The organism is Streptomyces sp. NPDC091972, from assembly GCF_044756385.1.
Taxonomy (GTDB): Bacteria; Actinomycetota; Actinomycetes; order Streptomycetales; family Streptomycetaceae; genus Streptomyces.
The window spans coordinates 453,588-477,613 of the sequence record NZ_JBIVSV010000002.1 but is presented as its reverse complement, the minus strand read 5'-3'; the positions used below and the strand labels follow the sequence as shown (position 1 = coordinate 477,613).

Annotated in this window: 22 protein-coding genes and 1 tRNA gene; 16 read left to right on the top strand and 7 right to left on the bottom strand. The window is 73.7% G+C overall.

The annotated features are described in order from the left end of the window. Positions 1–95: 95 nt before the first annotated feature. The 8 genes from chpG (at position 96) to ACIQJT_RS07380 (ending at position 4,819) form a co-directional block, all read left to right on the top strand. Complete coding sequence (gene chpG, locus ACIQJT_RS07415; protein WP_365450115.1) at positions 96–335, top strand: chaplin ChpG; 240 nt, start codon at positions 96–98, stop codon at positions 333–335. A 155-nt stretch (positions 336–490) separates the two neighbouring features. Continuing rightward, on the top strand, positions 491–1,072 hold the full coding sequence (locus ACIQJT_RS07410; protein WP_402640695.1) for a hypothetical protein: 582 nt from the start codon (positions 491–493) through the stop codon (positions 1,070–1,072). A gap of 114 nt (positions 1,073–1,186) precedes the next feature. Continuing rightward, positions 1,187–1,468 carry a hypothetical protein gene (locus ACIQJT_RS07405; protein WP_365450119.1) on the top strand — a complete coding sequence of 94 codons (282 nt, stop codon included), beginning with the start codon at positions 1,187–1,189 and terminating at the stop codon, positions 1,466–1,468. Between the two features lie 184 nt (positions 1,469–1,652). Further along, positions 1,653–2,153 (top strand): DUF5949 family protein, encoded by a 501-nt coding sequence (locus ACIQJT_RS07400; RefSeq protein WP_365450121.1) that lies wholly within the window; start codon positions 1,653–1,655, stop codon positions 2,151–2,153. Positions 2,154–2,157: 4 nt separating this feature from the next. Further along, positions 2,158–2,763 (top strand): vitamin K epoxide reductase family protein, encoded by a 606-nt coding sequence (locus tag ACIQJT_RS07395; RefSeq protein ID WP_402640691.1) that lies wholly within the window; start codon positions 2,158–2,160, stop codon positions 2,761–2,763. A 124-nt stretch (positions 2,764–2,887) separates the two neighbouring features. Then, positions 2,888–3,403 carry a hypothetical protein gene (locus ACIQJT_RS07390; RefSeq protein ID WP_365450125.1) on the top strand — a complete coding sequence of 172 codons (516 nt, stop codon included), beginning with the start codon at positions 2,888–2,890 and terminating at the stop codon, positions 3,401–3,403. An 80-nt stretch (positions 3,404–3,483) separates the two neighbouring features. After that, the gene (locus tag ACIQJT_RS07385) at positions 3,484–3,969 is read left to right on the top strand and encodes a tyrosinase family oxidase copper chaperone (RefSeq protein ID WP_402640688.1); all 486 of its coding nucleotides are present in this window, start codon (positions 3,484–3,486) and stop codon (positions 3,967–3,969) included. Beyond that, entirely contained in the window at positions 3,953–4,819 is an 867-nt protein-coding gene (locus tag ACIQJT_RS07380; protein ID WP_402640685.1) for a tyrosinase family protein, read from the top strand. Before ACIQJT_RS07385 ends, ACIQJT_RS07380 begins: the two co-directional genes overlap by 17 nt. Before the next feature lie 94 nt (positions 4,820–4,913). Here the strand turns inward: ACIQJT_RS07380 and ACIQJT_RS07375 are convergent, their stop codons facing one another. The 4 genes from ACIQJT_RS07375 to ACIQJT_RS07360 all read right to left on the bottom strand — a co-directional run bounded on the left by ACIQJT_RS07375 (position 4,914) and on the right by ACIQJT_RS07360 (position 7,067). Further along, entirely contained in the window at positions 4,914–5,207 is a 294-nt protein-coding gene (locus ACIQJT_RS07375; protein WP_053849884.1) for a chaplin, read from the bottom strand. Between the two features lie 139 nt (positions 5,208–5,346). Beyond that, on the bottom strand, positions 5,347–6,306 hold the full coding sequence (locus ACIQJT_RS07370; protein WP_402640682.1) for a D-2-hydroxyacid dehydrogenase family protein: 960 nt from the start codon (positions 6,304–6,306) through the stop codon (positions 5,347–5,349). Positions 6,307–6,388: 82 nt separating this feature from the next. Further along, a complete protein-coding gene (locus ACIQJT_RS07365) occupies positions 6,389–6,871 on the bottom strand; it encodes an SAM-dependent methyltransferase (RefSeq protein WP_365450133.1) in 483 nt (160 codons plus the stop codon). A 123-nt stretch (positions 6,872–6,994) separates the two neighbouring features. Continuing rightward, positions 6,995–7,067, bottom strand: a tRNA-Arg gene (locus ACIQJT_RS07360). Positions 7,068–7,389: 322 nt separating this feature from the next. Here ACIQJT_RS07360 and ACIQJT_RS07355 point away from each other — a divergent pair. The 8 genes from ACIQJT_RS07355 (at position 7,390) to ACIQJT_RS07320 (ending at position 16,833) form a co-directional block, all read left to right on the top strand. Then, entirely contained in the window at positions 7,390–8,997 is a 1,608-nt protein-coding gene (locus ACIQJT_RS07355; protein ID WP_365450135.1) for a dynamin family protein, read from the top strand. Positions 8,998–9,000: 3 nt separating this feature from the next. After that, complete coding sequence (locus ACIQJT_RS07350; RefSeq protein ID WP_402640680.1) at positions 9,001–10,992, top strand: GTP-binding protein; 1,992 nt, start codon at positions 9,001–9,003, stop codon at positions 10,990–10,992. A gap of 197 nt (positions 10,993–11,189) precedes the next feature. Then, the gene (locus tag ACIQJT_RS07345) at positions 11,190–11,651 is read left to right on the top strand and encodes a single-stranded DNA-binding protein (RefSeq protein ID WP_402640678.1); all 462 of its coding nucleotides are present in this window, start codon (positions 11,190–11,192) and stop codon (positions 11,649–11,651) included. A gap of 267 nt (positions 11,652–11,918) precedes the next feature. After that, on the top strand, positions 11,919–13,331 hold the full coding sequence (locus ACIQJT_RS07340; RefSeq protein WP_402640676.1) for a Cys-Gln thioester bond-forming surface protein: 1,413 nt from the start codon (positions 11,919–11,921) through the stop codon (positions 13,329–13,331). A 33-nt stretch (positions 13,332–13,364) separates the two neighbouring features. Then, positions 13,365–13,727 carry a hypothetical protein gene (locus ACIQJT_RS07335; protein ID WP_402640673.1) on the top strand — a complete coding sequence of 121 codons (363 nt, stop codon included), beginning with the start codon at positions 13,365–13,367 and terminating at the stop codon, positions 13,725–13,727. Between the two features lie 360 nt (positions 13,728–14,087). Then, on the top strand, positions 14,088–15,752 hold the full coding sequence (ettA, locus tag ACIQJT_RS07330; RefSeq protein WP_365450145.1) for an energy-dependent translational throttle protein EttA: 1,665 nt from the start codon (positions 14,088–14,090) through the stop codon (positions 15,750–15,752). A 2-nt stretch (positions 15,753–15,754) separates the two neighbouring features. Then, positions 15,755–16,168 (top strand): thioesterase family protein, encoded by a 414-nt coding sequence (locus tag ACIQJT_RS07325; protein ID WP_053849892.1) that lies wholly within the window; start codon positions 15,755–15,757, stop codon positions 16,166–16,168. After that, the gene (locus ACIQJT_RS07320) at positions 16,165–16,833 is read left to right on the top strand and encodes a hypothetical protein (protein ID WP_402640669.1); all 669 of its coding nucleotides are present in this window, start codon (positions 16,165–16,167) and stop codon (positions 16,831–16,833) included. Before ACIQJT_RS07325 ends, ACIQJT_RS07320 begins: the two co-directional genes overlap by 4 nt. Positions 16,834–16,840: 7 nt before the next feature. On the opposite strand, the gene ACIQJT_RS07315 is transcribed toward ACIQJT_RS07320, so the two are convergent. The 3 genes from ACIQJT_RS07315 to ACIQJT_RS07305 all read right to left on the bottom strand — a co-directional run bounded on the left by ACIQJT_RS07315 (position 16,841) and on the right by ACIQJT_RS07305 (position 24,004). After that, positions 16,841–17,797, bottom strand: coding sequence for an ABC transporter ATP-binding protein (locus ACIQJT_RS07315; protein WP_402640666.1), 957 nt, complete (start codon positions 17,795–17,797; stop codon positions 16,841–16,843). Between the two features lie 239 nt (positions 17,798–18,036). Further along, positions 18,037–20,817, bottom strand: coding sequence for an ABC transporter permease (locus ACIQJT_RS07310; protein ID WP_402640664.1), 2,781 nt, complete (start codon positions 20,815–20,817; stop codon positions 18,037–18,039). Next, complete coding sequence (locus tag ACIQJT_RS07305; RefSeq protein ID WP_402640661.1) at positions 20,810–24,004, bottom strand: FtsX-like permease family protein; 3,195 nt, start codon at positions 24,002–24,004, stop codon at positions 20,810–20,812. The genes ACIQJT_RS07310 and ACIQJT_RS07305 overlap by 8 nt, the downstream gene beginning before the upstream one ends. Between the last annotated feature and the right edge of the window lie 22 nt (positions 24,005–24,026).

Below are 24,026 nucleotides of genomic sequence, written 5' to 3'. Positions count from 1 at the left end.
CTTTGGCCGCACAACTCGCGCGGGCGCCGCGCGTTGACACAACGCCGGGCATCCCGCCCGGGTGTTTTGTGTCAATCCCCAAGGAGCAACTCTCCATGTCGCGTATCGCGAAGGGCCTGGCCCTGACCTCCGTTGCCGCCGCGGCCGTCGCCGGTGGTGCGGGCATCGCCGTCGCCGACAGTGGCGCGCAGGGCGCCGCCGCTCACTCCCCGGGCGTGCTGTCGGGCAACGTCGTCCAGGTTCCGGTTCACGTTCCGGTCAACGTCTGCGGCAACACCGTCGACATCATCGCCCTGCTGAACCCGGCGTTCGGCAACCAGTGCGAGAACGACTGACGTTCACCCGCCACCCCGTAGGCCAGCCGCCCTCCCGTGCTTCGCGCGCGGGAGAGCGGCCGGTCTGCGTTGCTCCGACGGTGGACACGAGTTGCGGGGCGCGGTGGGTGAACTCACGGTGGGCACAGATCCGACGCTCACCGAAAGGAACCCCCATGCGTGGTCTGCCCGCACGGCGCATCGCGTCCACCGCACTGTGCGCCACCCTCCTGGTCGGCCTGGCCGGTCCGGCCGCCGTCGCCGCCGACCCGGCCCGCGAGCATCCCCACGCGGTGTCCCGCGCGCCCCTGCCCGACGCCGACGCGCTCCTCGCCCAGGTCAAGGCTCTCAGCGACCTCGGGGGCGTGATCACCCCGGTCACCGACCTGCTGAACACCGTGCTCAGGGCCGACAACGGCCGCCTCCCGGCCGCCCAGGCCACCGAGCTCGGCACCGCCGTGAAGGACGCCATCGCCCGGGCCGACGCCGCGCCCGCCACCACGCTCCCCGCGCCCACGAGGAACGGCGGCGCCACCGGGGCGGCCCCCGCCGACGTCATCGGGGACGCGCTGGCCGCGCTGCAGAAGGCGATCGACGAGCTGATCGAGGCGGTGACCTCGGGCGACGCCGCTGAGATCTCCGCCGCGGTCACCGACTCGGTGGCGAGCCTCGTCGACACCGTGGCCGCGACGCTGGTCGGCGGCAGACTGCCCGCGCCGAGCCTGCCGGCCCCGCCCGCGGGCGGCCCGTCCAACTGACCGGCGGGATCTCATATGAGGACTCATAAAAGGAGTTTCCGCTCCGGTCGCAACTCGTTGGGCACGGCGTCAGAATTCCCTCTGGCGACATGAGTTGCCGAAGAAAGGAACACGATGAAGTCCCTGAAGGCCGCTGCTGTCGTTGCCGGTTCCCTGGTCCTCGCCGGTGCCGCAGCGCCCGCGTTCGCCTACAACAGCGCCGACCTCACGCCCACCAGCCTCAACGGCGCCGTGAACGCGCTCACCAGGGGGCCCATCGACGTGATGCCGCTCCAGCACCAGTCGGACGCGCTCGACACCGAGAAGACGGGCTCCGTGCTCAACGCCGTGAAGGGCGCGACCCAGGACCTGAACAACGACGGCGGAATTGCCGGCGTTCTTCCCGTGGGTGGCTGAATCCGCTTTCCCGGCGCCGGAGACATCCGGGAAAAGGGCCGATTCCGTGGTGGCCGTCCGGGCCCGGGATCGGCCCTTCGCGCTGTTCGACCCCGTCCCTCGTTCGTGTGGACGGACCGCGGCCCATCGCCCGCTCGGGTGAGAACGCCCAGGTGGCCCACCGGGGCGTCGATATGGTCGCCCGGTGACCTCAACCTCAAGCGAAACCCGCCCCCTGCGCTCCGCCGACCTGGGCACCGTCGTCGTACTGCCCTGGAGCGGGGAGAACGCGGACGGCGTCGCCATCCCCCACCTCCTGGTCTGCTCCCTCGGGAACACCGAGGGCGGTCCGCAGGCGACGTCCGCAGCGGTCGAGCGGCTGCTGACCGACAACGGCCTGCCGGTCGGCCGGGAGCTGGTCGACGGCATCGCCAGGCCCAGTCTCCCGGTCGGCCTGCTCGTCGTCGCGGGCCAGGCCGTCCTCACCATGCCGCGGCTCAACGTCCAGTGCACCGTGCCCCCGGAGTGGCTGGAGGCGGTCGAGGCGCGCGGCTTCGCCTACCTCATCTTCACCACCCGCGCCTGGACCGGGGCCGAGCCGGGCGAGTCCGTCGACCCGGAGACGCTCGCCGAGTTCGTCAACGCCGACGAGACCCTGGACGCCGCCGCGCACATCGTGCTGCCGGCCCGCAGCCTGCGCGCCTGACACCGTGGCCGCCCCGGGACGGCAGCCGCGGGAACCCGTGGGCGCGAGCCGTGCCCTCGCCCTCCTGCTGGTGGTCACGGGGGCGGCCGGGCTGCTGGCCTCCTGGGTCATCACGCTCGACAAGTTCCACCTGCTGGAGGACCCGGACTTCACCCCCGGGTGCAGCCTCAACCCGGTGGTCTCCTGCGGCAGCGTCATGGAGAGCGACCAGGCCTCCGCCTTCGGGTTCCCCAACCCGATGCTGGGCCTGGTCGCCTACGCCATCGTGGTCTGCGTCGGCACGAGCCTGCTCGCGGGAGCCCGCTTGCCGCGCTGGTACTGGCTGGCCTTCGGGGCCGGCTGCCTGTTCGGGATCGGGTTCGTGTCGTGGCTCCAGTTCGAGTCGCTGTACCGGATCAACGCCCTGTGCCTGTGGTGCTGCCTCGCCTGGATCGCCACCATCACGCTGTTCTGGTACGTCGCCGCGCACGCCGTACGCCACCGGCTGCTGCCCGCGCCCGCCCCGCTGAGGGACTTCCTCGACGAGTTCGCCTGGGTGCCGCCGGTGCTGCACACCGGGATCGTCGGGATGCTGGTCCTGACCCGCTGGTGGGACTTCTGGACGGGCTGACGGGCCGCTGTCGGTTCGTCGTACTACTGCGGCACCCGGGGGATTCTTGCGCTGGTGACCGCCCCAGGATCGTTACGCGGTAAGGACGTTGAGCCCCCGAACCCTGAAAGGGACCGCACCTGCCATGAAGTCGACCACCCGAGGAACCCTTGCCGCCGTCGTCACCGGCGTCGCGGCCGCCATGGGCGCGGCCGCCGCGCCCGCCGCCGCGGTCGGCACGGTCCCCGTCCCGGTGCCCCTGGAAGCCGCCGAGAAGACCCTCAACATGGAGCTGCCCAGCCTGAGCGGCGAGATCCCGCTGCCGAAGCCGGGCAAGCCGAACGGGCCGCAGTTCGTCGAGGGCCGGCTCCTCCCGGCGCGCACCGTCCCGCAGCTGCCGGTCACCGGCGGCCTGCCCGGCGCCGGCCTGCGCGCGCCCGTGCCGCACGTCCTCGGCACGGAGTTCGACCACGTCGGTGTCGGTGTGCCGGCGTCCGACCTGCGCACCCTCTCGCCCGGCCTGAGCGTGGACGCCCCGCTGACCCGGCCCAACCCCGACCACATGGGCCTGCCGGACACCAAGCTCCCGCAGGCGGGCATCCTCGCCCCCGTCCTGCAGGCGGTGCCCGCCGCGGACCTGGGCGTGGGGCCGGGCCTGTAGGACCGCGACCGGCGGGAGTGACCCCGGGGGGCCTCGGGCGGTTACGGCTGTGTACATCGGAACCGGACGAGGAGTGCACGATGGTCGTCAGCGTCGGTGGGGGAGTGGCGAGGGCCGGGACGGCGGCGGTGAGACCCCGGCCGGTGCGCACGGCGCGGCGGGGCGTGCTGCGCGGAGTGCTCGCCACGGCCGTGGCCATGGCGCTGGCCCCCGTCGTGGCCGCCTCCCGGCCCCTGCGCCGGGCCGCCGGGCCGGCCGACCTCGCCTTCGAGTTCGACGAGATCCGTCTCGGCCACCGCATCCGCGGCTCGCGGATGGCGACCGTCGGGCACCCGGTCGACGCCGACGGCCCGTGGCACGTCACGGTGGACGACCGGCCGCTGCACCTCATGCGCCGAGCGGACGGCAGTTGGCTGAGCATGGTCGACCACTACCGCTCGTACCCGACCCCGCTGGAGGCGGCCCGCGCGGCCGTCGACGAGCTGGGGCCGGGGCGGCGGCTGCGCGACCCGGGCGCCGGGGCGGGCGACACGCACACGGGGGGCCACCATGGTGTACACGCGTAAGGACGTCAGCACCCTGACCGCCGGCGAGAAGCGGCGGTTCGTGAACGCGCTGCTGGAGCTGAAACGGCGCGGTGAGTACGACGAGTTCGTGCGCGTCCACATCCAGTACTACGTCTCCGACGGCGAGGACGGTCTGCGCACCGCCCACATGGCGCCCTCCTTCCTGCCCTGGCACCGCCGCTTCCTGCTGGACCTGGAGCGGGCGCTGCGCCGGGTGGACTCCTCGGTGACGGTGCCGTACTGGGACTGGACCCGGGACCGCACCACAACGTCCGTGCCCTGGGCCAAGGACCTTCTCGGCGGCAACGGGCGGCGCTCGGACCGCCAGGTGATGACGGGGCCGTTCGCCTACGCGAGCGGCAACTGGACCCTCCGGGAGGGCGTCACCGACACGGAGTTCCTCACCCGGGATCTCGGGCGCGCCGCCGCTCCCCTCGCGCTGCCGACGAGGAGCGAGCTGGAGGGGGCGCTCGCCGATCCCGTCTACGACGTCTCCCCGTGGAACTCGACGGTGACCAAGGGCTTCCGCAACAAGCTGGAGGGGTGGGGGAGCGGGCGGGGCAGCGTCTCCTGGCGCAACCACAACCGGGTGCACCGGTGGGTCGGCGGGGCGATGGTCGGCGGCGCGTCCGTCAACGACCCGGTGTTCTGGCTGCACCACGCCTTCGTCGACCTGTGCTGGTACCGCTGGCAGCGCCGGCACGCGGGCGCCCGCTACCTGCCCGCCAGGCCGCCGGGCCCGGCCAGCGACCAGCACGAGCGGGTCGTGGCCCGGCACGAGCAACTGCCGCCGTGGGACGTGACGCCGGATCAGCTCGAGGACGTCAGCGGGATCTACCGGTACGCCTGAGAGTTCACGCGGGCGGGTCCGCCGACGCGGAACGGACGGACAGGGAAGAGCCCCGGCGCCTGAGGTGCCGGGGCTCTTGTGCGCGTACGGACGATCAGCCGCCGTAGCCGCCGTGCCCACCCGGGCCGGGGTTGCCCTTGTGGCTGTCGCTGACGTTGGCGCAGCTGTTGCCGAAGGCCGGGTTCAGCAGGCCGATCACGTTGACGGTGTTCCCGCACACGTTGACCGGGATGTGGATCGGGACCTGGACGACGTTGCCGGACAGGACACCGGGCGAGCCGACGGCGGTGCCGTCGGCGCCCGCGTCCGCCAGGGCCAGGCCCGCGCCGCCGATGACCACGGCACCGGTGCCGAGGGCGACACCTGCTGCCTTCGCGATGCGAGACATCACGTTCTCCTTTTGACTCGGTGAGTGCGACGGCAGGACGCGCCCTCGCACTTCCCCTTCAACGCGGAGGCTCACTCCTGGTAACGGCGTTCATGTGGGGATCACCCTTTTCGCAGCGGAGGCCCGGGCGCCGCCCGCGTCAGGGGAGCCGCCGCACGGGGGAGCCCGCCAGGTAGGCCTGGATGTTCTCGACGGCCTGGCCGTAGTACGTCGCGTAGTTGGCCTGTGAGACGTAGCCGAGGTGCGGAGTGGCGAGCAGGCGCGGTGCCGTGCGCATCGGGTGGCCGGCGGGCAGGGGCTCGGTGTCGAAGACGTCGACGCCCGCGCCGGCGATCCGGCCCTCGTGCAGGGCGGCGAGGAGCGCGTCCTGGTCGACGATCGCCGCACGCGAGGTGTTGACCAGGTAGGCGGTGGGCTTGAGGAGGGCGAGTTCGGCGGCGCCGAGCAGGCCCCGGGTGCGGTCGCCGAGGGCGAGGTGGACGGAGACGAAGTCGCTCTCGGCGAGCAGCTCTTCCTTGGACCCGGCGAGGTGTACGCCGACCTCGTCGGCGCGTTCCCGGGTGAGGTTCTGGCTCCAGGCGCCGACCTCCATGCCGAAGGCGAGCCCGACCTGCGCCACCCGGCCGCCGATCCTCCCGAGGCCGAGCAGTCCGAGCCGGCGGCCGTGCAGGTCGGCGCCGACGGTGGACTGCCACGGGCCGTTCGCGCGCAGGGCGTTGCTCTCCTCGACGATCCCGCGGGCCAGGCCGAGCAGCAGCGCCCAGGTCAGCTCCACCGGCGGGGTCGACGAACTGGCCGTACCGCACACGGTGATCCCGTGGGCCTCGGCGGCCGCGTAGTCGATGACGGAGTTGCGCATGCCGGAGGCGATGAGGAGCTTCAGCCGGGGCAGGCGGGCGATGAGGGAGGCGGGGAAGGGGACGCGCTCGCGCAGGCTGACCACGATGTCGGCGTCGGCGAGGGCGGCGGCCAGCGCGTCCTCGTCGGCGAAGTGGGTGTCGTACGCGACGACGTCGACCCGGTCCGCGAGTGGTGACCAGTCGGCGAACCGGGTCGCCGCCCGCTGGAAGTCGTCGAGCACGGCACAGCGCAGACGCATGTCGGTCCTTCCCCGCTTGATCCGGTCAGGGCTTGATCGTTCAGGTGATCGACCAGGTGATCGACTCTACGCCGTGGCACTGTCAGTAGTAGTCGCGCATGATCTCGCTCGCCCAGGCGGGCTGGTCCGTGGGTCCCTGCGGGCCGAACTCGGCCATGTAGGGCTTGATGTCGAGGACCGGGGTGCCGTCGACGGCGTCCAGGCCCTGGACGTGGATGTCGAGGCCGTCGGTGCGCAGCAGCCGGCAGCGGGAGACGCCGATGCGGTTGGGGCGGTTCTTGCCGCGCTGGGCGAAGATGCCGACCAGGGGCCAGTCGGTGTTGCCGCGCGGGTGGCGGGCGCCGGTCTCGATCCGGTCCACCGGCACGCGGTCGAAGTGGTAGACGATCTCCAGGTGCGAGAAGCCGTCCAGCCCGGCGAGCGCCTCGGGCCCGAAGCGGTCCGCGTCCAGTCGTACGACGGCGGTCTCCTTGCCCCAGTCGTCGTCCACGACCTCCGTGCGCCCGCCGACGACGGTCCCCACGGGGACGGAGACGACCTCTGCCGGGGAACTGTTCTCGGACACGCGGGCCCCTCTCGCCGCTCGGCCTCGGGCGCGCGACTGCCCCGAAGCGCTTGGCCACCTGCCGGTGCGGGGGCCGGACATGAAAAGACCCCCTGCCCGAACTACGTGGTCAGAAGGTGTTTGCGCCCCCGGCAGGACTCGAACCTGCGGCCAAGCGCTTAGAAGGCGCCTGCTCTATCCACTGAGCTACGGGGGCCGGGTGTGGTGGCCTCTGTCTTGGGTGCCCGGGTGTGGGCCGTTCCGTGACGTTGCCGGGGACAAGGATAGGGCTCCCACGACCTTGTCCCTGTTGCTTCGCCTCCGTGGCTCGATGTGGAGGTTCGGTGAAGCGGTCCTGATAATCGCAGGCAGGTACGAATCGTGCATCGCTTTTGGCGCCTCGCGCACCGGGTGTTGTGCACTCGTTATGCCTGGACTGTGCCTCCGTCCCAGTCATCCCTTCCGTCCCTTGTGTCCGGTCGGCGCGCAGACATGTTCATATGCTTCAGAATTCCCCTAAAATTGGGCATTCTTCACATGTGGTGACCTTGGACGTACGGCCTCAGCTACTCGACGCACTGTCCGCCCTGCGCGACCGTGTCGCCGCCGCACGCTTTCCGCTGCCCCTGGCGGGGGCCCCACGCGCGCGTGCCAACCGCGACGAACTGCTCGCCCAGCTCGACGACTATCTGGTGCCCCGGTTGCGGGACCCCGAAGCGCCGCTGCTGGCCGTGGTGGGCGGTTCCACCGGGGCCGGCAAGTCGACCCTCGTCAACTCCCTTGTGGGGCGCCGGGTGAGCGAGGCGGGCGTCCTGCGGCCGACCACGCGCACACCCGTACTGGTCTGCCATCCCGAGGACCATCACTGGTTCAGCGGAATGCGCGTGCTGCCCGACCTCACGCGCGTGTGGGTGCCCCACGGTCAGCCGGGGGACGAACTCCTGCTGCCCGGCGAGAACCCCGCGCGCGTGCTGCGCGTCGAGACCGCCGACACCCTCCCGCCGGGCCTCGCGCTCCTGGACGCGCCCGACGTCGACTCCCTGGTCGCCGACAACCGCGTCCTCGCCGCCGAGCTCATCTGCGCCGCCGACATCTGGATCATGGTGACCACGGCCGCCCGCTACGCCGACGCCGTCCCCTGGCATCTCCTGCGCACCGCCAAGGAGTACGACGCCACCCTCGTGACCGTCCTCGACCGGGTGCCGCACCAGGTCGTCTCCGAGGTCTCGCGGCAGTACGGCGCCCTGCTCACCAAGGCGGGCCTCGGCGAGGTGCCCCGGTTCACGGTGCCGGAACTGCCCGAGTCGGCCTGGGGCGGCGGACTGCTGCCGGCCACCGCCGTGGCCTCGCTGCGCACCTGGCTCGTCCACCAGACGCAGGACCCCGCGGCCCGGCAGCACGCCGTCGCCCGTACGGCCAACGGCGTCCTCGCCTCCCTCAGGTCCCGGATGCCCGAACTGGCCGGTGCGGCCGCCGCCCAGTACGCGGCCGCGCTGCGGCTCACCACCGCCGTCGAGGGGGCGTACGACAGCGAGTACGCGCGCGTGCGGGGGCGGCTCCAGGCCGGTGCCGTGCTCGCCGGTGACGCCCTCAAGCGCTGGCGGGCCTTCCCCCTCGACTGCACCGCGGCGGAACTCCTGGACGCCCTGGTGGAGAGCCTGGGTGCCCTCCTGCTGTGCGCGGTCACCGCCGCCGACGAACGCGTCGACGAGGCCTGGCGGCGCGAACCGGCCGCGGCCGCACCGGAACTGACGGAGCGCGACCCCGCCCCGGAGAGCGCCGAGCACCGGATCGGGATGGCCGTACGACGCTGGCGGCGGGAGCTGGAGGAGTACGCCGAGGAAGAGGTCCGCGATCTCGACCGCGGGGTCGCGCCCGACCCGGAGACGGTCGCCGCCCTCGTCGCCACCGCGCTGCTCGGCGGCCGCCGGGCGCGGATCGCGGGCGAGGGGCTCGCCCAGCGGATCGGCGCCCACGGGGCCCTGCGGCTGCGCGACCGGGGCGGCCGGCTGCTCGCCGAGCACCTCGACCGGGTCGTGCACGCCGAACGCGAACGCCGGCTCGCCCCGCTCGACGCCCTCGACGTCCACCCCGAACCCCAGGCCGAACTCATCGCCGCGCTGTCCGTACTGCAGAAGGAGAGGTGACCGATGACCGCCGTCACGGATCAGGACCACACGGAGCGGGCGGGGGACGCCGCGTCCGGGAACGGGAAAGGGCCGGCCGAGAAACCGAACGGGGGCGACGCGGTGGCGGACGAAGGCGGGAAAGGCGGGCACGCGCGCGTGAGGAGGGCGGAGACTGACCGGCGCGCGGACGCTGCTTCCGGTCCCGCGCGGGCGGAGACTGACCGGCGCGCGGACGCTGCTTCCGGTCCCGCGCGGGCGTACACCGGCCAGGGGCCCGCGCGCGGGGAGGCCGTGCAGGACTCCGGAGGGCCGGACGACGGCGAGTTGGGGGGCGCCTGGGACGACGGGCTCATCGCCCGCCGGGTCACCGCCGAGAGCGAGCAGGCCGCAGCCGTGGAGGCGCGCGGGACCAACGCCCCGCCGGCCGCCCCGCTCACCTACGACGGCCCCCTGCGCTCCCGTCTGGAGGCGCTGCGGGAACTGGTCGGGCTCTCACGGGCCCGGCTCGACAGCCGCACGCTCGCCGAGGCCGGGCAGGTCCTGGACGAGGCGGCCACCCGGCGCAGGCTCTCCGGGCAGCACACCGTCGTCGCCATCGCCGGAGCCACGGGCAGCGGCAAGTCGCAACTGTTCAACTCGCTCGCGGGGGTGGCCATCTCGGAGACCGGCGTGCGCCGGCCCACCACGGCCGCGCCGATCGCGTGCAGCTGGAGCGACGGTTCGGCCAGTCTCATCGAACGGCTCGGCATCCCGCCCCGGTTGCGGCGGCGGCCCTTGCAGAGCGCCGAGTCGGAGGCCCAGTTGCGCGGGCTCGTGCTGGTCGACCTGCCCGACCACGACTCGGCGGCGGTCCAGCACCGCGAGCACGTGGACCGGGTGCTGGCCCTCGTGGACGCCGTCATCTGGGTCGTCGACCCCGAGAAGTACGCCGACGCGATCCTGCACGAGCGCTATCTGCGGCCCATGGCGGGCCACGCGGAGGTCATGTTCGTCGTCCTCAACCAGATCGACCGGCTGCCCGGGGAGGCCGCCGAGCAGGTCCTCGACGATCTGCGGCGGCTGCTGGACGAGGACGGGATCGCCCTCGGGGAGTACGGCGAACCGGGCGCGACCGTGCTCGCGGTGTCGGCGCTCACCGGCGACGGCGTCGGTGAACTGCGGGAGGCGCTCGGCCAGTTCGTGGCGGAGCGCGGGGCTCCCGCGCGGCGGATCGCGGCCGACGTGGACGCGGCGGCGTGGCGGCTGCGGCCCGTGTACGCGACGGGCCGGCGCACCGGGCTGAGCGAGGAGGCGCGCGACGACTTCGCCGACCGGCTCGCGGACGCGGTCGGCGCCACCGCGGCGGGCGAGGCGGCCGAGCGCGCCTGGCTGCGCAACGCCAACCGCGCGTGCGGAACGCCCTGGCTGCGGCTGTGGCGCTGGTACCAGGACCGGCGCGAACCCCCCACGGGGCGGCTGCCGTCGCGTGCCCAGCCCGACGAGGAGGCGACCGCGCGGCAGCGGGTCGAGCATGCCGTACGGACGCTCGCCGACCGGGCCTCGGCCGGACTGCCCGCGCCGTGGGCGCAGGCGGTGCGGGAGGCGGCCGTACGCGGATCGCAGGGGCTGCCCGAGGCGCTGGACGAGCTGACGGCCCGGGCCGGGCTGCCGCCGGGCCGTCCGCCGCGTCCCGGCTGGTGGCCGGTGGCCGTGCTGGCGCAGGCGTCCATGACGCTCCTTCAGGTCGCCGGCGGGCTGTGGCTGGTGGGCCAGATCGTCGGGGTCCTGGCGCCGAACCTGGGCGTCCCGGTGCTGCTGATGGTGGCCGGCATCGTCGGCGGCCCGCTCGTCGAGTGGAGCTGCCGGATGGCGGCGCGGGGGCCCGCGCGTCGGTACGGCGTGGAGGCGGAACGGCGGCTGCGGGAAGCGGCGTCCGGCTGCGGGCGGGCACGGGTGCTGGACCCGGTGGCGGCGGAACTCCTGCGGTACCGGGAGGTCCGGGAGCAGTACCACAAGGTCGTCGGGGTGGGGTGAACGGGCGGTCCCGGGAGTGGAATCCCTCGTTCGGGTGGCGGAGTTCTCCACAGCCCGGGGACGGTCCACAGGGCGCGGCGGGCCCGGCCCGGCGGAGGCAGTCTGGCTTCACGGCGATCGCGGTGACGCGGTCGCCGGGCAGACGGCAGCAGCCGTACGGGACGGGCCCGTACGCATCTCCGGGAGGGGTTCCAGCGATGAACGAGACCATGATCTGCGCGGTGGGCAACGTGGCGACACAGCCGGTGTACCGGGAGCTGGCGACAGGTGCCTCGGTGCGGTTCCGGCTCGCGGCGACGGCGCGGTACCTGGACCGCGAGAAGAACGAGTGGACGGACGGGCACACCAACTTCTTCACGGTGTGGGCCAATCGCCAGCTCGCCACGAACGTGGCGGGGTCGATCAACGTGGGTGACTCGGTGGTCGTGCAGGGCCGGCTGAAGGTGCGCACGGAGACGCGCGAGGGGCAGCCGGCCTGGACCTCGGCCGACATCGACGCCGTGGCGATCGGTCACGACCTCGCGCGCGGCACCTCGGCCTTCCGGCGCACCCAGCGGCCGGAGCACAGCGCCGCGGGCGGGTCCGCACAGCCCGAGCCCGCCTGGGAGACACCGCCGGGTGAGGTCGCGGACCGACAGGAGCCCGTCGCGGTGACGTGACGGCGGCCGGGGATGCGGCGGGGCTGACCGAAGTGCGGCTTATCGGCACCTGTGCTCCGGATGTCACCGGTCGACTTGTCGATAAGCCATGCGGGTGAAAGTCCTTGGCGATAACGATTCCGAGTCGGATCGATCTTCCGACCGCATCCTCGGGAAGAGGGGGGCGGCCGCGTCCCTAGGATGCCGAACACAGCTCCCGGGGCTACTGATTCTGCTGGTGGTACCGCCACCCCGCTCGACAACGGGTCCTGCTCGAAGGGGAATTCCGTGTTTTCTGCGTTCTCTGCGCTGTCCGTGCGCGGACGCGGGGCGGCTCGCCTCGCGGCCGCCACGTTCGTCTCCGGCCTGCTCGCCGCCGGTGCGACGGTCGCCGTCGCCGGCCCGGCGTCGGCGGACGAGGCAGCGCAGGGCCAGAGAGGGGCGACCGCCACGATAGGGGGCCTGAAGACCTACGGTGACGCGGTGATACACGGCACCGACGGCGACATCCCGGTGCCTGCCGGGCTGTTCGAGATGTCCGTCGAGGGCGGCGGCACCCTGCAGACCTACTGCGTCGACCTCTACAACCCCACGCAGAAGGACGCCAAGTACCACGAGACCGACTGGAGCGGCACCTCGCTGGGGGCCAACAAGGACGCCGGCCGGATCCGTTGGATCCTGCAGAACTCCTACCCCCAGGTCAACGATCTCGCGGCGCTCGCCGCCAAGGCCGGTGTCGGTTCGGGCCTGACCGAGCAGGACGCGGCGGCGGGCACCCAGGTGGCGATCTGGCGCTACTCGGACCACGCGGACGTCGACGCCGCCGACCCGCAGGCCGAGAAGCTCGCGGACTACCTGGAGAAGAGCGCACGTGACGTCGCGGAGCCGACGGCGTCCCTGACGCTCGACCCGCCCGCGGTCTCCGGCCACCCCGGCGAGCTGCTCGGCCCGGTGACGGTGCACACCAACGCGGCCGGCGTCACGGTCACCCCGCCGGCGGACGCGGCCACCAGCGGCGTGCGGATCGTCGGCAAGGACGGCAACCCGGTGACCTCGGCGGGCAACGGCGGCGAGCTCTACTTCGACGTCCCCGAGGACGCTGCTGCCGGATCGGCCGACCTGACCGTGCAGGCCTCGACCACCGTGCCGGTGGGCCGGGCGTTCGCCTCCGAGAGCCGCAGCCAGACCCAGATCCTCGCCGGGTCCAGCGAGTCGACGGTCTCGGCCGCGGCGAGCGCGACCTGGGCGAAGGAAGGCGCCGTCCCGGCCCTGTCCGCGGCGCGGAACTGCGCCGAGGGCGGCCTGGACATCACGGCCGTCAACCAGGGCGACGAGAAGTTCGCGTTCGAGCTGATGGGCACGGAGTACACCATCGCGGCGGGCGAGACCCGCACGGTGACGGTCCCGCTCCAGGAGGACCAGGCGTACGACTTCACGATCACCGGTCCCGACGGCCTGGCCAAGCGCTTCACCGGTGTCCTCGACTGCCGCACCCGCAGCAGTGAGACGGGCGCCTCGACCCAGACGCTCAGCGAGCCCAGCCCCGCCACGGTGGCCGTCCCCACCACCGACGTCAACCTCGCCGAGACCGGCGGCTCCGCCACCACCCCGCTGATCGCCGGCACCGCCATCGCCCTGGTGGTGATTGGGGGCGCGGCCCTCGTCATCACCGGCAGGAAGCAGAACCGCGCACAGGACTGAACGGGGCGGGCCGGGGCGGGGCAGAATGGCGCCATGACCAAGCCCTCCGCATCGCCGGCGCGTCACCCCTCCTCGGACTCGGTGCTGTCCCTGTGGTCCCGCGACTCGGTGCTGTCCATCGGCTCGGTGGGCTCGGTGCTGTCCGTCGGTTCGGTGGGCTCTGCCCTGTCGGTCGGCTCGATCGGCAGCGCCCTGTCCGTCGGCTCGATCGGTTCGGCGCTGTCCCTGATCTCCGGGGGCTCCTGGCTGAGCACGGGATCGCTGCTGTCGGCGCGGTCCCGGTGGTCGGTGCTGTCGTGGGGCACGAACCGGGGGCTGATGCGGTCGGCGGGAGCGGTGGGGGTGCTCGCCGTGGGCGCGGCCGTGCTGGTGGCGGTGCGGCGGGTCGGTGACTGATCCCGCGTAGGGTTCGCGGGCCGGCGACTGATCCGGCGAGGCGTTCGGGGAGGCCGGCGCCGGCGCGGGCCGGGGCACGCTCCGCCGTCGTTGATCGACAAGGTGGTCGCAGGTCACAGCAGTCGTCGAGCAGGTGTGGCTGTACGCACGGTCGGTCACCAGGAGCCCGCGTTCAGGACTGCCGAGGAAGCGCGATCCAGGATCCAAGTGAAGTGCGGCCCGCCGCCGCTCGGCGACAGCCACGACGAAAACCCCAGGTCACAGCCCCCCGACCAAACGGGTTACCACCCGAGGGTGGACCTCAGGCAAGATGGGGTGTATCTGCCCACTGCCAGATTTCAAGTTGCCGGACGGTTTCTCTTGGCTGAGTACATCTACACCATGCGCAAGACGCGCAAGGCAATCGGCGACAAGGTCATCCTTGACGACGTCTCGCTGAACTTCCTGCCCGGCGCGAAGATCGGTGTGGTCGGCCCGAACGGTGCCGGTAAGTCGACCATTCTGAAGATCATGGCGGGGCTGGAGCAGCCGTCGAACGGCGATGCCTTCCTGTCGCCGGGTTACACCGTGGGGATCCTGCTTCAGGAGCCGCCGCTGAACGAGGAGAAGACCGTCCTGGAGAACGTCCAGGAGGGCGTCTCCGAGGTCAAGGGCAAGCTCGACCGGTTCAACGAGATCGCCGAGCTCATGGCCACGGACTACTCCGACGCACTGCTCGACGAGATGGGCAAGCTCCAGGAGGAGCTCGACCACGCCAACGCGTGGGACCTCGACGCCCAGCTCGAGCAGGCCATGGACGCGCTCGGGTGCCCGCCCGGCGACTGGCCCGTCACCAACCTCTCCGGTGGTGAGCGGCGCCGCGTGGCCCTGTGCAAGCTGCTCCTCGAAGCTCCTGACCTGCTGCTCCTCGACGAGCCCACCAACCACCTCGACGCCGAGTCGGTGAACTGGCTGGAGCAGCACCTCGCCAAGTACGAGGGCACCATCGTGGCCGTCACCCACGACCGGTACTTCCTGGACAACGTCGCCGGCTGGATCTGCGAGGTCGACCGCGGCCGCCTGCACGGCTACGAGGGCAACTACTCGAAGTACCTGGAGACCAAGCAGACCCGTCTCAAGGTCGAGGGCGCCAAGGACGCCAAGCGCGCCAAGCGGCTCAAGGAAGAGCTCGAGTGGGTCCGCTCCAACGCCAAGGGGCGTCAGGCCAAGTCGAAGGCCCGTCTCGCGCGGTACGAGGAGATGGCCGCCGAGGCCGACAAGATGCGGAAGCTGGACTTCGAGGAGATCCAGATCCCGCCGGGCCCGCGGCTCGGCAGCGTCGTCGTCGAGGTCAGCAACCTCAGCAAGGGCTTCGGCGACAAGGTCCTGATCGACGACCTGAGCTTCACCCTGCCGCGCAACGGCATCGTCGGTGTCATCGGCCCCAACGGCGCCGGCAAGACCACCCTCTTCAAGATGATCCAGGGCCTGGAGCAGCCGGACTCCGGCACCATCAAGGTCGGCGAGACCGTCAAGATCTCGTACGTCGACCAGAGCCGCGCCAACATCGACCCGAAGAAGACGCTGTGGGCGGTCGTCTCCGACGAGCTCGACTACATCAACGTCGGCCAGGTCGAGATGCCGAGCCGGGCGTACGTCTCGGCCTTCGGCTTCAAGGGCCCGGACCAGCAGAAGCCGGCCGGTGTGCTGTCCGGCGGTGAGCGCAACCGCCTCAACCTGGCGCTCACCCTCAAGCAGGGCGGCAACCTCCTGCTCCTCGACGAGCCGACCAACGACCTCGACGTAGAGACCCTCGGCTCCCTGGAGAACGCGCTCCTCGAGTTCCCGGGCGCGGCCGTGGTCGTCTCCCACGACCGGTGGTTCCTGGACCGGGTCGCCACCCACATCCTCGCCTACGAGGGTGACTCCAAGTGGTTCTGGTTCGAGGGCAACTTCGAGTCGTACGAGAAGAACAAGATCGAGCGGCTCGGCCCGGACGCGGCCCGTCCGCACCGCGCCACCTACAAGAAGCTGACCCGGGGCTGATCTTGCGGCACATCTACCGCTGCCCGCTGCGCTGGGCGGACATGGACGCGTACGGCCACGTCAACAACGTGGTCTTCCTCCGCTACCTGGAGGAAGCCCGTATCGACTTCCTGTTCCGCCCGGAGAAGGACTTCCAGCAGGGGTCCGTGGTGGCACGCCATGAGATCGACTACAAGCGGCAGCTCGTCCACCGGCACGCGCCGGTGGACATCGAGCTGTGGGTCACCGAGATCCGCGCGGCGTCCTTCACCATCGCCTACGAGGTGAAGGACGGCGACGAGGTCTACGTCCGGGCCTCGACGGTGATAGTGCCGTTCGACTTCTCGGCCCAGCGGCCGCGCCGGATCACCGCGGAGGAACGGGAGTTCCTCGAGGAGTACCGGGACGACGACGAGGAGGAGGCCGTCGCCGCATGACGGTGCTCCACCTCGCCGACGAGTCGGAGGCGGCCGACCTCGCCGCCTTCCTCTCCCGGCTGCTCCACTACGACCGCTCGGCCGCGGTGCGCCTCCAGGGCACCGGCACCGCGCTCGCCGTCTTCGGGCGGCCGCCGTCCTTCGAGGTGCTGGCGGTCCGGGCGGTCCGCCTCGCCAAGCCGTACGAGAACGGCCTCGACGTCACGCTCGACGTGACCGTGTCCGCCGGCGAGCTCCTGGAGTCCGTCGACGAGGGTGCCGGCACGGCTGTCGTGCCGGCGGCGGTGACCGGCCCGCCGTGGGCCGGAGTGCTGCCGCCGCGCGGCGGGTGGCAGGAGACGCCCGGGCTGCCGGAGCCGGAGGCGCTGCGGGCGCTCGTGCACGCCGGGGTCGCCGAATTCCGCTCCCGTACGGAGGAGTTGGGCCCCGAGGCGCGTACCCGGGCCGAACTCGACCGGATCGGGCGGGAGATCTGGTCCCGGACCGTGGGGGACACCCGGCTGCCCGTGCGGGCCGTGCACGCGGCCCAGTCGCTCGGCTTCCTGCGGCCCGGTGGCCAGGCGGCGCTGTACGCGTCGGGGGCGTGGCTGCGGCTGCGCACGCCGTACGGCTCGATCGCCGTACGCCCGGGGGGACTCGGGGCGCTCGGCGTCAGCGTGCGCTGACCGGCCGTCAGTCCCGGTCGCTGTCGTCCGGCCACACACCGATGTGGTCGGGCTCCAGTTCCAGCGCGACCCGGTCGCGCATGCCCAGCGCCTCGGTGTACTCCTTCGGGAGCTGGAGGCGGCCTGCGCGGTCGAGCATCGCGTACTCCCTCGCCACCACCGTCTCGTCGCCCGTGGCCGCGTCCACCTGACTGCGGCGCAGGACCTCGGTGGAGGTGCGGCCGTCCCTGATGGCCACCGCGCGGCGGACCTCGCCCGCCACCGCCTGGTCGTGGGTGACGATGACGATGGTCGTGCCGAGCTGTTCGTTGGCGGTGCGGAACGCGGCGAAGATCTGTTCCGCGGTCTGGGAGTCGAGTTCGCCCGTCGGTTCGTCGGCCAGGAGGACCGCGGGGCTGTTGGCCAGCGCCACCGCGATCGCCACGCGCTGCTGCTGGCCGCCCGACATCTGGTGCGGGCGGCGGTCGCGGCAGTCGGCCACCTCCAGCAACTCCAGGAGTTCCAGCGCGCGTTCGGTGTGGGCGCGGCGGCGTGCCCGGGAGCCGGAGAGCTGCATGGGCAGGGTGACGTTCTGGGCCGCGGTGAGGTAGGGGAGGAGGTTGCGGGAGGTCTGCTGCCAGACGAAGCCGACGGTCCTGCGGCGGTAGGCCAGGCGGTCCTTCGCGGTCATGGTCAGAAGGTCGTGGCCCGCGACCCTGGCCGCGCCGGCGGTCGGCGTGTCCAGCCCGGCGAGGATGTTCATGAGGGTCGACTTGCCGCTGCCGGACGCGCCCACGAGGGCGAGGAGTTCGCCCTCCCGGACGAGGAGGTCGAGGCCCTGGAGCGCCTGCACCTCGACGCCGTCCGTGGTGAAGATGCGGACGAGCCGGTCGCAGGTGATCAGGGCGTCGTGGCCGTAGGCGGGGCGGTCGCGGAACCGGGTCGCCTTGTGGGCGAGGTCGGTGAGGGTGGGGTTCGTGGTCACTGGCCGTCTCCTGAGGGGGCGCCTGTCGATGTGCCGCGCTGTGCCGTCCGGCGGGTGCCGTGCCCAGCGGGCGGTCGTGCCGCCGGGGCGGCCCCCGCCCGCGCGAAGTCGCTCACCGCGCGTCTCCCGTCCTTGCGAGGTCGCTCATCGCGCGTCCCCCGCCCGTACGCAGTCGCTCACCGCGTGTCTCCCGCCCGTGCGAGGTCGCTCGTCGGCGGCGGCCGTCCCTCCGAGGTCGCTCATCGCGCGTCCCCCGCCCTCAGCTCCCGCACCGAGCCCCGTCTTGCCGACCACCAGGCCTGGCCGACTCCCATCCCCACCGCCAGCAGCAGCACGGCCGTCGCCGGTATCGCCAGGGAGAGGGCGTCCGTGCGCAACCGGGCACCGGTGGAGGCGGTTTCGGCCGCGGGGAGGGCGATGGCGGTCAGGTCGATCCCCGGGGACAGGAGGTGGACGGTGGCCCAGCCCGTGAGGACGCCTCCCAGCGCGGCCAGGACCGCCTGGGGCAGGGACTCCAGGATCAGCAGACGGCGGCCCGCCGCCCGGGTCAGGCCCATCGTGCGCAGACGGGCCAGCAGAGCTGTGCGTTCGGGGGCCGTGCGCAGCAGGGACAGCAGGAGGGCCAGGACCGCGTATCCGGTGCCGGCCGCGACCGCCGTGGCGTAGACGCCTTCCGCCCCGGTCTGGAGGGGGGAGCCGGCGTAGCGCCGCCGTTCCTCGGACCGCAGGTGCACGGAGGCCGCCCGGGGGGCCGTCTTGCGCAGGGCGGCCCCGTCCAGGCCCTTGCCCGTCAGCAGCAGGGTCGTGGGGCGTGACATCGCCGGGTTCAGCGCCGCGCGGTTCACGACCAGGAAGTCCGGGCCGGCCACCGCCGGGGTGCGGTCGAGGACGGTGGTGATGCGGACGGTGACCGAGCTGCCGTCCGGGAGGAGGACCGGGAAGGGGCGGGTGCCGTACGTCCGGGCGGTGGCCGTGGAGGCCAGCGCCGGGACCGGGGCGCCGGGTGCCCCTTCCCGCAGCCGGGCCGCCGCGAAGGCGCCGATGTCCGTCCGGGACGCCAGTGCCGCGTAGTCCGCGGGGTCCACCCCGGCCAGCGGCAGCGACTGTGCCCCGTTCTCCGGTTTGGCGTCGTAGGTGACGCTCACCGCGGACAGGCCGCTCACCCCCGGCGACCGGCGCAGTCGGTCCGGCAGCCCCGACGGGAGCGGCGTCGACGTTTCCACGCGGGCGTCGGCGCCGACCGCGAGGAGGGCCGCCTGGTCGCGGGCCTCCTTCACGCCCGCGAGGACCGAGCCGCCGAAGGCCGCCGTGGTCAGGGCGGTCAGCAGGGCGAGCAGCGGCAGGACGGCGGAGGCCGAGGTGCGGCCCGCCCGGGCCAGGGACAGATGGGCGAGGACACCGCGCAGCCGGGCGGCCGGCCGGGCCAGGCCCCGCAGCGGCAGCGGGTACAGGCGGACCAGGACCAGGGCGGCGATCACGCCCACCAGCACGGGCGCCAGGGAGACGAGGTCGTCGGACGCGCCGGAGGTGCCCCGGCGGCGCAGCGACTCCACCGCCCCCGCCGCCAGCACCAGCAGCGTCAGCTCGGCGACCGTACGGCGCCGGGACGGCCGTACCGAGGAGATGTCCTCGCGTCCGGTGTGGAGGCGGACCACGCGGTGGGCGGCGGCCGCGCGGAGGGGGAGGGCCGCGCAGGTGACCGCGGTGACCGCCACGGCGGCCGCGACCGCGTACCCCAGGCGGCCCTCGGGGACCGTGACGAGCGCGACGGCCAGACCCAGGGCGCCCGCCGGGACGGCCACCACGGCGGTCTCGGCGAGGAGGCGGGCGGTGAGACCGCCCAGGGAGGCGCCGCGGGCCCGCAGCAGGGCGAGTTCGGTGCGGCGGCGGTCGGCGGTGAGGCCGCCCGCCATCAGCAGGACGACGACGGCGACCGTGCCGGTGCCGAACGCGGCGACCGCGACGAGCGGGGCGACTCCCGCCCGGAACCGGTCGTAGCCGATGAGGACCTCGTCGAGGTCGGTGAGGATCTCGGTCTGCCCGGTGATCTGCGTCAGCTCGGTCGGCGGACCGTCGATCCCCAGGCGCACCTTCCGCAGCGCCGGACCGGCCTCCAGGGAGGCGAGCGCGGACCGCAGGGCCGGGATCTCGCGGGCCCGGAGGACCTCCTCGGAGGGCGCCAGATGCCAGAAGCGCTCCGGGCGTCCGGGCGTGGCCAGCAGGACCGGGGCCGCCTCGGGGGCGATCAGCAGGGCGCCGAGCCAGTGCATGTCGATGGACGGCGCGGGCTCCCGGATCAGGGACGGCGAGCGCAGGACGGGCCGGGTGGACCAGTAGGCGCCCTTCGGGTCGCGCGGGGTGACGACGCCCGTGACGCGGACGGGCAGGGTGCGGCCGGCGGCGGGCAGGTGGAGCACCGAACCGACCTTGATGTGGAGGGACTTGGCGGTGTCGACGGTGACCGCGGCCTCCAGCTCGGGGGCGGTCGCGGTCACGTCCGCCGCCGCACGCGGCAGCCGCCCCCGGGTGGCCGCGGTGTGGGCGCCGAGCCCCGACTGGGCGACCAGGGTCACCTCGGCGGGCTTTCCGGTCGGCCTCGGCAGCCACGGGTCCGGCACCGGGATGTCCAGAGTGGTGCGCACGCCGTACGCCGACCGGTCCGGGTCGAGGGCGAGCGCGCGCGGGACCTGGGCACGGACCTCGGCGTACTGCCGGGCCAGCAGGGCGGGGCGCAGGACGTCCTCCCGCTCGGGCGGTGTCAGCAGCGGGGACGGCGGCGGGGCGTACACCTGGACGCTGGTCCGGTCGGGGCGGGCGTGCTCGACGGCCCGGCGCAGTCCGGAGTCCTCGTAACGGTCCACCGCGCGCGGGAACGCGGCCGCCAGGCACGCGGTCAGCGCGACCAGCAACGCCAGCCAGAACGCGGTGCCGGGCGCGGTCCGCAGCCGGGTGCGCACCCAGGGCACGGTCGCCCCCGGAACCCGCGGCTCGGCCCGTGCGAACAGCCTCACCTCACTCACCCCCCTCACGCAGCGCCCGCGCCGGATCCGCCCGCCGCAGCGCCAGCGCCGCCGTGACCAGGAGCGGGGCGAGGGCCACCGCCGCCAGCAACGCGGCCGCCTGCGGAAGCGGGAGCTGGACCAGGACCCGCGGGACCGGCCTGGTCGCCTCGTCCGTCAGCACGATCAGCGGGACCACCGCCCGGGTCAGCGCCGCGCCCAGCAGCGCGCCCACCAGCAGCGCCAGCACCACCAGGACCCCCTGTTCCACGGCGACCGCCCGGGCCAGCCGCCGTCGCGGGGCCCCCAGGGCGCGCAGTACGGCGAACTCCGCGCCGCGCTCCCGCAGCGACCCCGCCGCGCTCACCGCGAACCCGACCGCGGCCAGCGCCGCCGCCACCGCGGCCGCCGCGGCGAACGCGGCCTCGGGGCCCGCGCCGAACGGGTCGTCGCGCAGCTGCCCGGCCAGTTCGTCCCGCACCACGACCTGGGCGGGGTCCATGTCGGGCCGCGCCCGCAGCTCCGCCGCGACCTTGTCCGAGGCGCCCGGTTCCGTCGACAGCCACCACTCGGTCGGCTCCACACCGCCCCCGGACCGCTCCTGCAACTCGCGGTTCACGGTGCGCAGATCGAGCAACAGGGCCCCGCCGCTGTCCGCGGCGGTGGGCAGCTCCCGTATCGAGCGCACGATCCGCACCCCCACCGTCTCGCCGCCCAGCGGCACGTCGACCAGCTCCCCGACGGCCGCGCCCGACGAGGCGAGGAAGCTCTCGGTGGCGACGGCCGTGATCCCGGGCGCCTTGGGCTGCGGGGCCTTCAGCCGGACCGTCAGCGACCCCGAACTCCACTGGTCGTCCCACGGGATGAACCCGGTGCCGTAGTCCACGCTCAGCCGCCCGGCCGCCGAGCGCAGGCGCGGTGCCGTGGGCTTGGTCTTGGGGTCGGGTGTCGAACTCACCCCGTCGGTCTGCGAGTTCGCGTCCCAGTCGGTCGGCAGCGGCAGCCGGCGTACCGTCCCGTCGGTGCCCTTGGCGGTCAACTCGCTGACGGTGAGGCGCTGTCGGTCGGCCTTGCCGCCGGGGACGGACACCACGAGTTCCACGGCGGTGAGGGTCAGCGGGCCCCCGGACACATAGACGTCCAGCGGGTGGGTCCGGCCGTCGGCGGGCAGTTCGCCGGCGGGCAGCCGGTAGGGGGTGCCGTAGCCGTCGATCAGGGTGACGGCGGTCTGTGCCGTCGTGCTCGGGACCGCGCTGCGCATGCTCGCCGTCAGCCGCAGCCGTGCCGTGTCCGCGGGCACCTTCACCCCCACGGTCGGACCCTCGGGGGCGAGGCCGTGGAGGAACGGCCCGGAGTGCAGGTCGGGGCGGATCAGCATCGAGGCGTGCGAGGTGTCCAGCGCGAGCACCGTCGCCACCCGGCTGCCGGACAGCGGCAGTTCGGAGCGGGCGGCGGGGGCGGTCCGGCGTACGCCCGCGGCGGCCGCGTACTGCTCGGTGCGGCCGAGACCCGCGTCCCCCGACACCAGGACCCGTACCGGTGCCCCCGCCTGGAAGTCGGCCTGGTCGGACTGCGAACGGTCCCAGGAGGCGCCCTGTGCGATCGCCAGCATGCCCAGCGCCGTCGCGAGGACCAGCAGCAGCACCGGGCCCGCCCCGCGCATCGGGCGGCGGGCGATCTGCCAGCCCGCCAGCGCCGCGGTCAGCCCGCGCCCGCCGGTCGCCCGGCGTTCGGCGAGCCGGGCCAGCGGCGGCAGCAGCCGCAGCGTCAGGACGGTCCCGGCCAGCAGCGCGAGCGCGGGGGCGGCCACCAGCAGCGGGTCCACGCCCAGGGTGCCCGAGGTGTCGTCGGAGACGGCACCGGACGTCTGGCGGCTGAGCTGGTAGTACGCCACCCCGGCCACGGCCAGCAGCCCGAGGTCCGCCCCCGCGCGCACCGCACCGGGCAGGGCGGTGGCCCGGCCGCGCGCGAAGGAGGAGGTCAGCGCGGGCAGGGTCACCGCCAGCGCGCACCCGACCGCCACCACGCCCGCCACCAGCCACACCCCGGGCCGCCCGCCCGACGGCACCTCCAGGTGCAGCCCGATCCGGGCCAGCGGCCCCCGCCCGGCCAGCAGCCGGGTCAGCGGGCCCGCCAGCAGCGGCGCGCACAGAAGCGCGGGCGCCGCGAGCAGCACCCCCTCCAGGGCGGCCAGGCCCGCGATCCGGGACCGGGAGGCACCGCGCGCCAGCAGCAGCCGGCTCTCGCCGGTGCGCTCGCTGCTCAGCAGCCCCGCCACCAGCAGCAGGGCGCAGCCCGCGAGGAGGACCAGTTGGAGGGCGACGATCAGCAGGGTCGAGCGGGAGACGAGCAGGGAGCGGTCGGTGCGGTCGAGGACCTCGGGCAGCGAGGTCGACGCGGTCGTGGCGCCGCCGAGGGAGGACTCCTTGCGCAGGGCGGCGTTCGCGGCGACGGCCGACTTCCGCAGCGCGTCCGACCGCGCGGTGGTCACCGCCGCGAAGTCGGCCGACGCCAGCCACCCCGAGGTCCCGACGCTCACCGTCCCGTCGGCCAGTACCCCGGGGTCTGCGAGCAGGGGGCCGTAGGTGGTGAAGTCGAGCTTGTTGATGCCCCGCCCGTGCAGCTCGTCGAGGAGCCAGTACGGGTCGTCCGCGCGGACGGGCCGGTACAGGCCGGTCACCGCGACCCGGACCGCCGGGCCGCGCAGCCGGTCGGTGAGGGTGAAGCGGGCGCCGGGGGCGAGGTGCAGCGCGCGGGCGGCGGCCTGCGGGAGCGCCACCTCGACCAGCCTCTCGGCCGGCCGCGGCAGCCGCCCCTCGACCAGCCGCACCCGAGTGCCGTCCAGTCGCGCGAAGTGGGTCAGGTCCGGGTCCCCCGACCGCGCGGACTCGGGCTGGAACGACCGCGGCAGCGCGTACGGGCCCGACCGCAGGAACGTCCGCACGGTCACCGGCAGCCCGTCGAAGGCCCGCCCCGCCGCGTCGCGTACGGCGGTGTCGGCGGCCTCGCGGCGCTCCTCGGGCACGTCGGCCTTGACGACCAGCGCGGTGTCGGCGGCGTTGCGCGGGTCCGCGAGGGAGTGGCGCAGGGCCGCGTCGCCGATCGCGCCGGAGTAGGCGGTGAGGGTCGCGAGGACCGCGGTGGTGAGCAGGACCGTGAGCAGCGCGGCGGCCAGCAGCAGCCGGTGCGCCCGCGCACGCAGCAGCACCAGACGTGCGATTCCCCCGAAC

Excerpts from the sequence above, each read along its gene's own strand:
- ACIQJT_RS07410 (WP_402640695.1), top strand. The coding sequence starts at position 491 with ATGCGTGGTCTGCCCGCACGGCGCATCGCGTCCACCGCACTGTGCGCC.
- ACIQJT_RS07350 (WP_402640680.1), top strand. The coding sequence starts at position 9,001 with ATGACCGCCGTCACGGATCAGGACCACACGGAGCGGGCGGGGGACGCC.
- ACIQJT_RS07335 (WP_402640673.1), top strand. The coding sequence starts at position 13,365 with ATGACCAAGCCCTCCGCATCGCCGGCGCGTCACCCCTCCTCGGACTCG.
- ACIQJT_RS07370 (WP_402640682.1), bottom strand. The coding sequence starts at position 6,306 with ATGCGTCTGCGCTGTGCCGTGCTCGACGACTTCCAGCGGGCGGCGACC.
- ACIQJT_RS07405 (WP_365450119.1), top strand. The coding sequence starts at position 1,187 with ATGAAGTCCCTGAAGGCCGCTGCTGTCGTTGCCGGTTCCCTGGTCCTC.
- ACIQJT_RS07375 (WP_053849884.1), bottom strand. The coding sequence starts at position 5,207 with ATGTCTCGCATCGCGAAGGCAGCAGGTGTCGCCCTCGGCACCGGTGCC.
- chpG (WP_365450115.1), top strand. The coding sequence starts at position 96 with ATGTCGCGTATCGCGAAGGGCCTGGCCCTGACCTCCGTTGCCGCCGCG.
- ACIQJT_RS07385 (WP_402640688.1), top strand. The coding sequence starts at position 3,484 with ATGGTCGTCAGCGTCGGTGGGGGAGTGGCGAGGGCCGGGACGGCGGCG.
- ACIQJT_RS07390 (WP_365450125.1), top strand. The coding sequence starts at position 2,888 with ATGAAGTCGACCACCCGAGGAACCCTTGCCGCCGTCGTCACCGGCGTC.
- ACIQJT_RS07345 (WP_402640678.1), top strand. The coding sequence starts at position 11,190 with ATGAACGAGACCATGATCTGCGCGGTGGGCAACGTGGCGACACAGCCG.
- ACIQJT_RS07320 (WP_402640669.1), top strand. The coding sequence starts at position 16,165 with ATGACGGTGCTCCACCTCGCCGACGAGTCGGAGGCGGCCGACCTCGCC.
- ACIQJT_RS07380 (WP_402640685.1), top strand. The coding sequence starts at position 3,953 with ATGGTGTACACGCGTAAGGACGTCAGCACCCTGACCGCCGGCGAGAAG.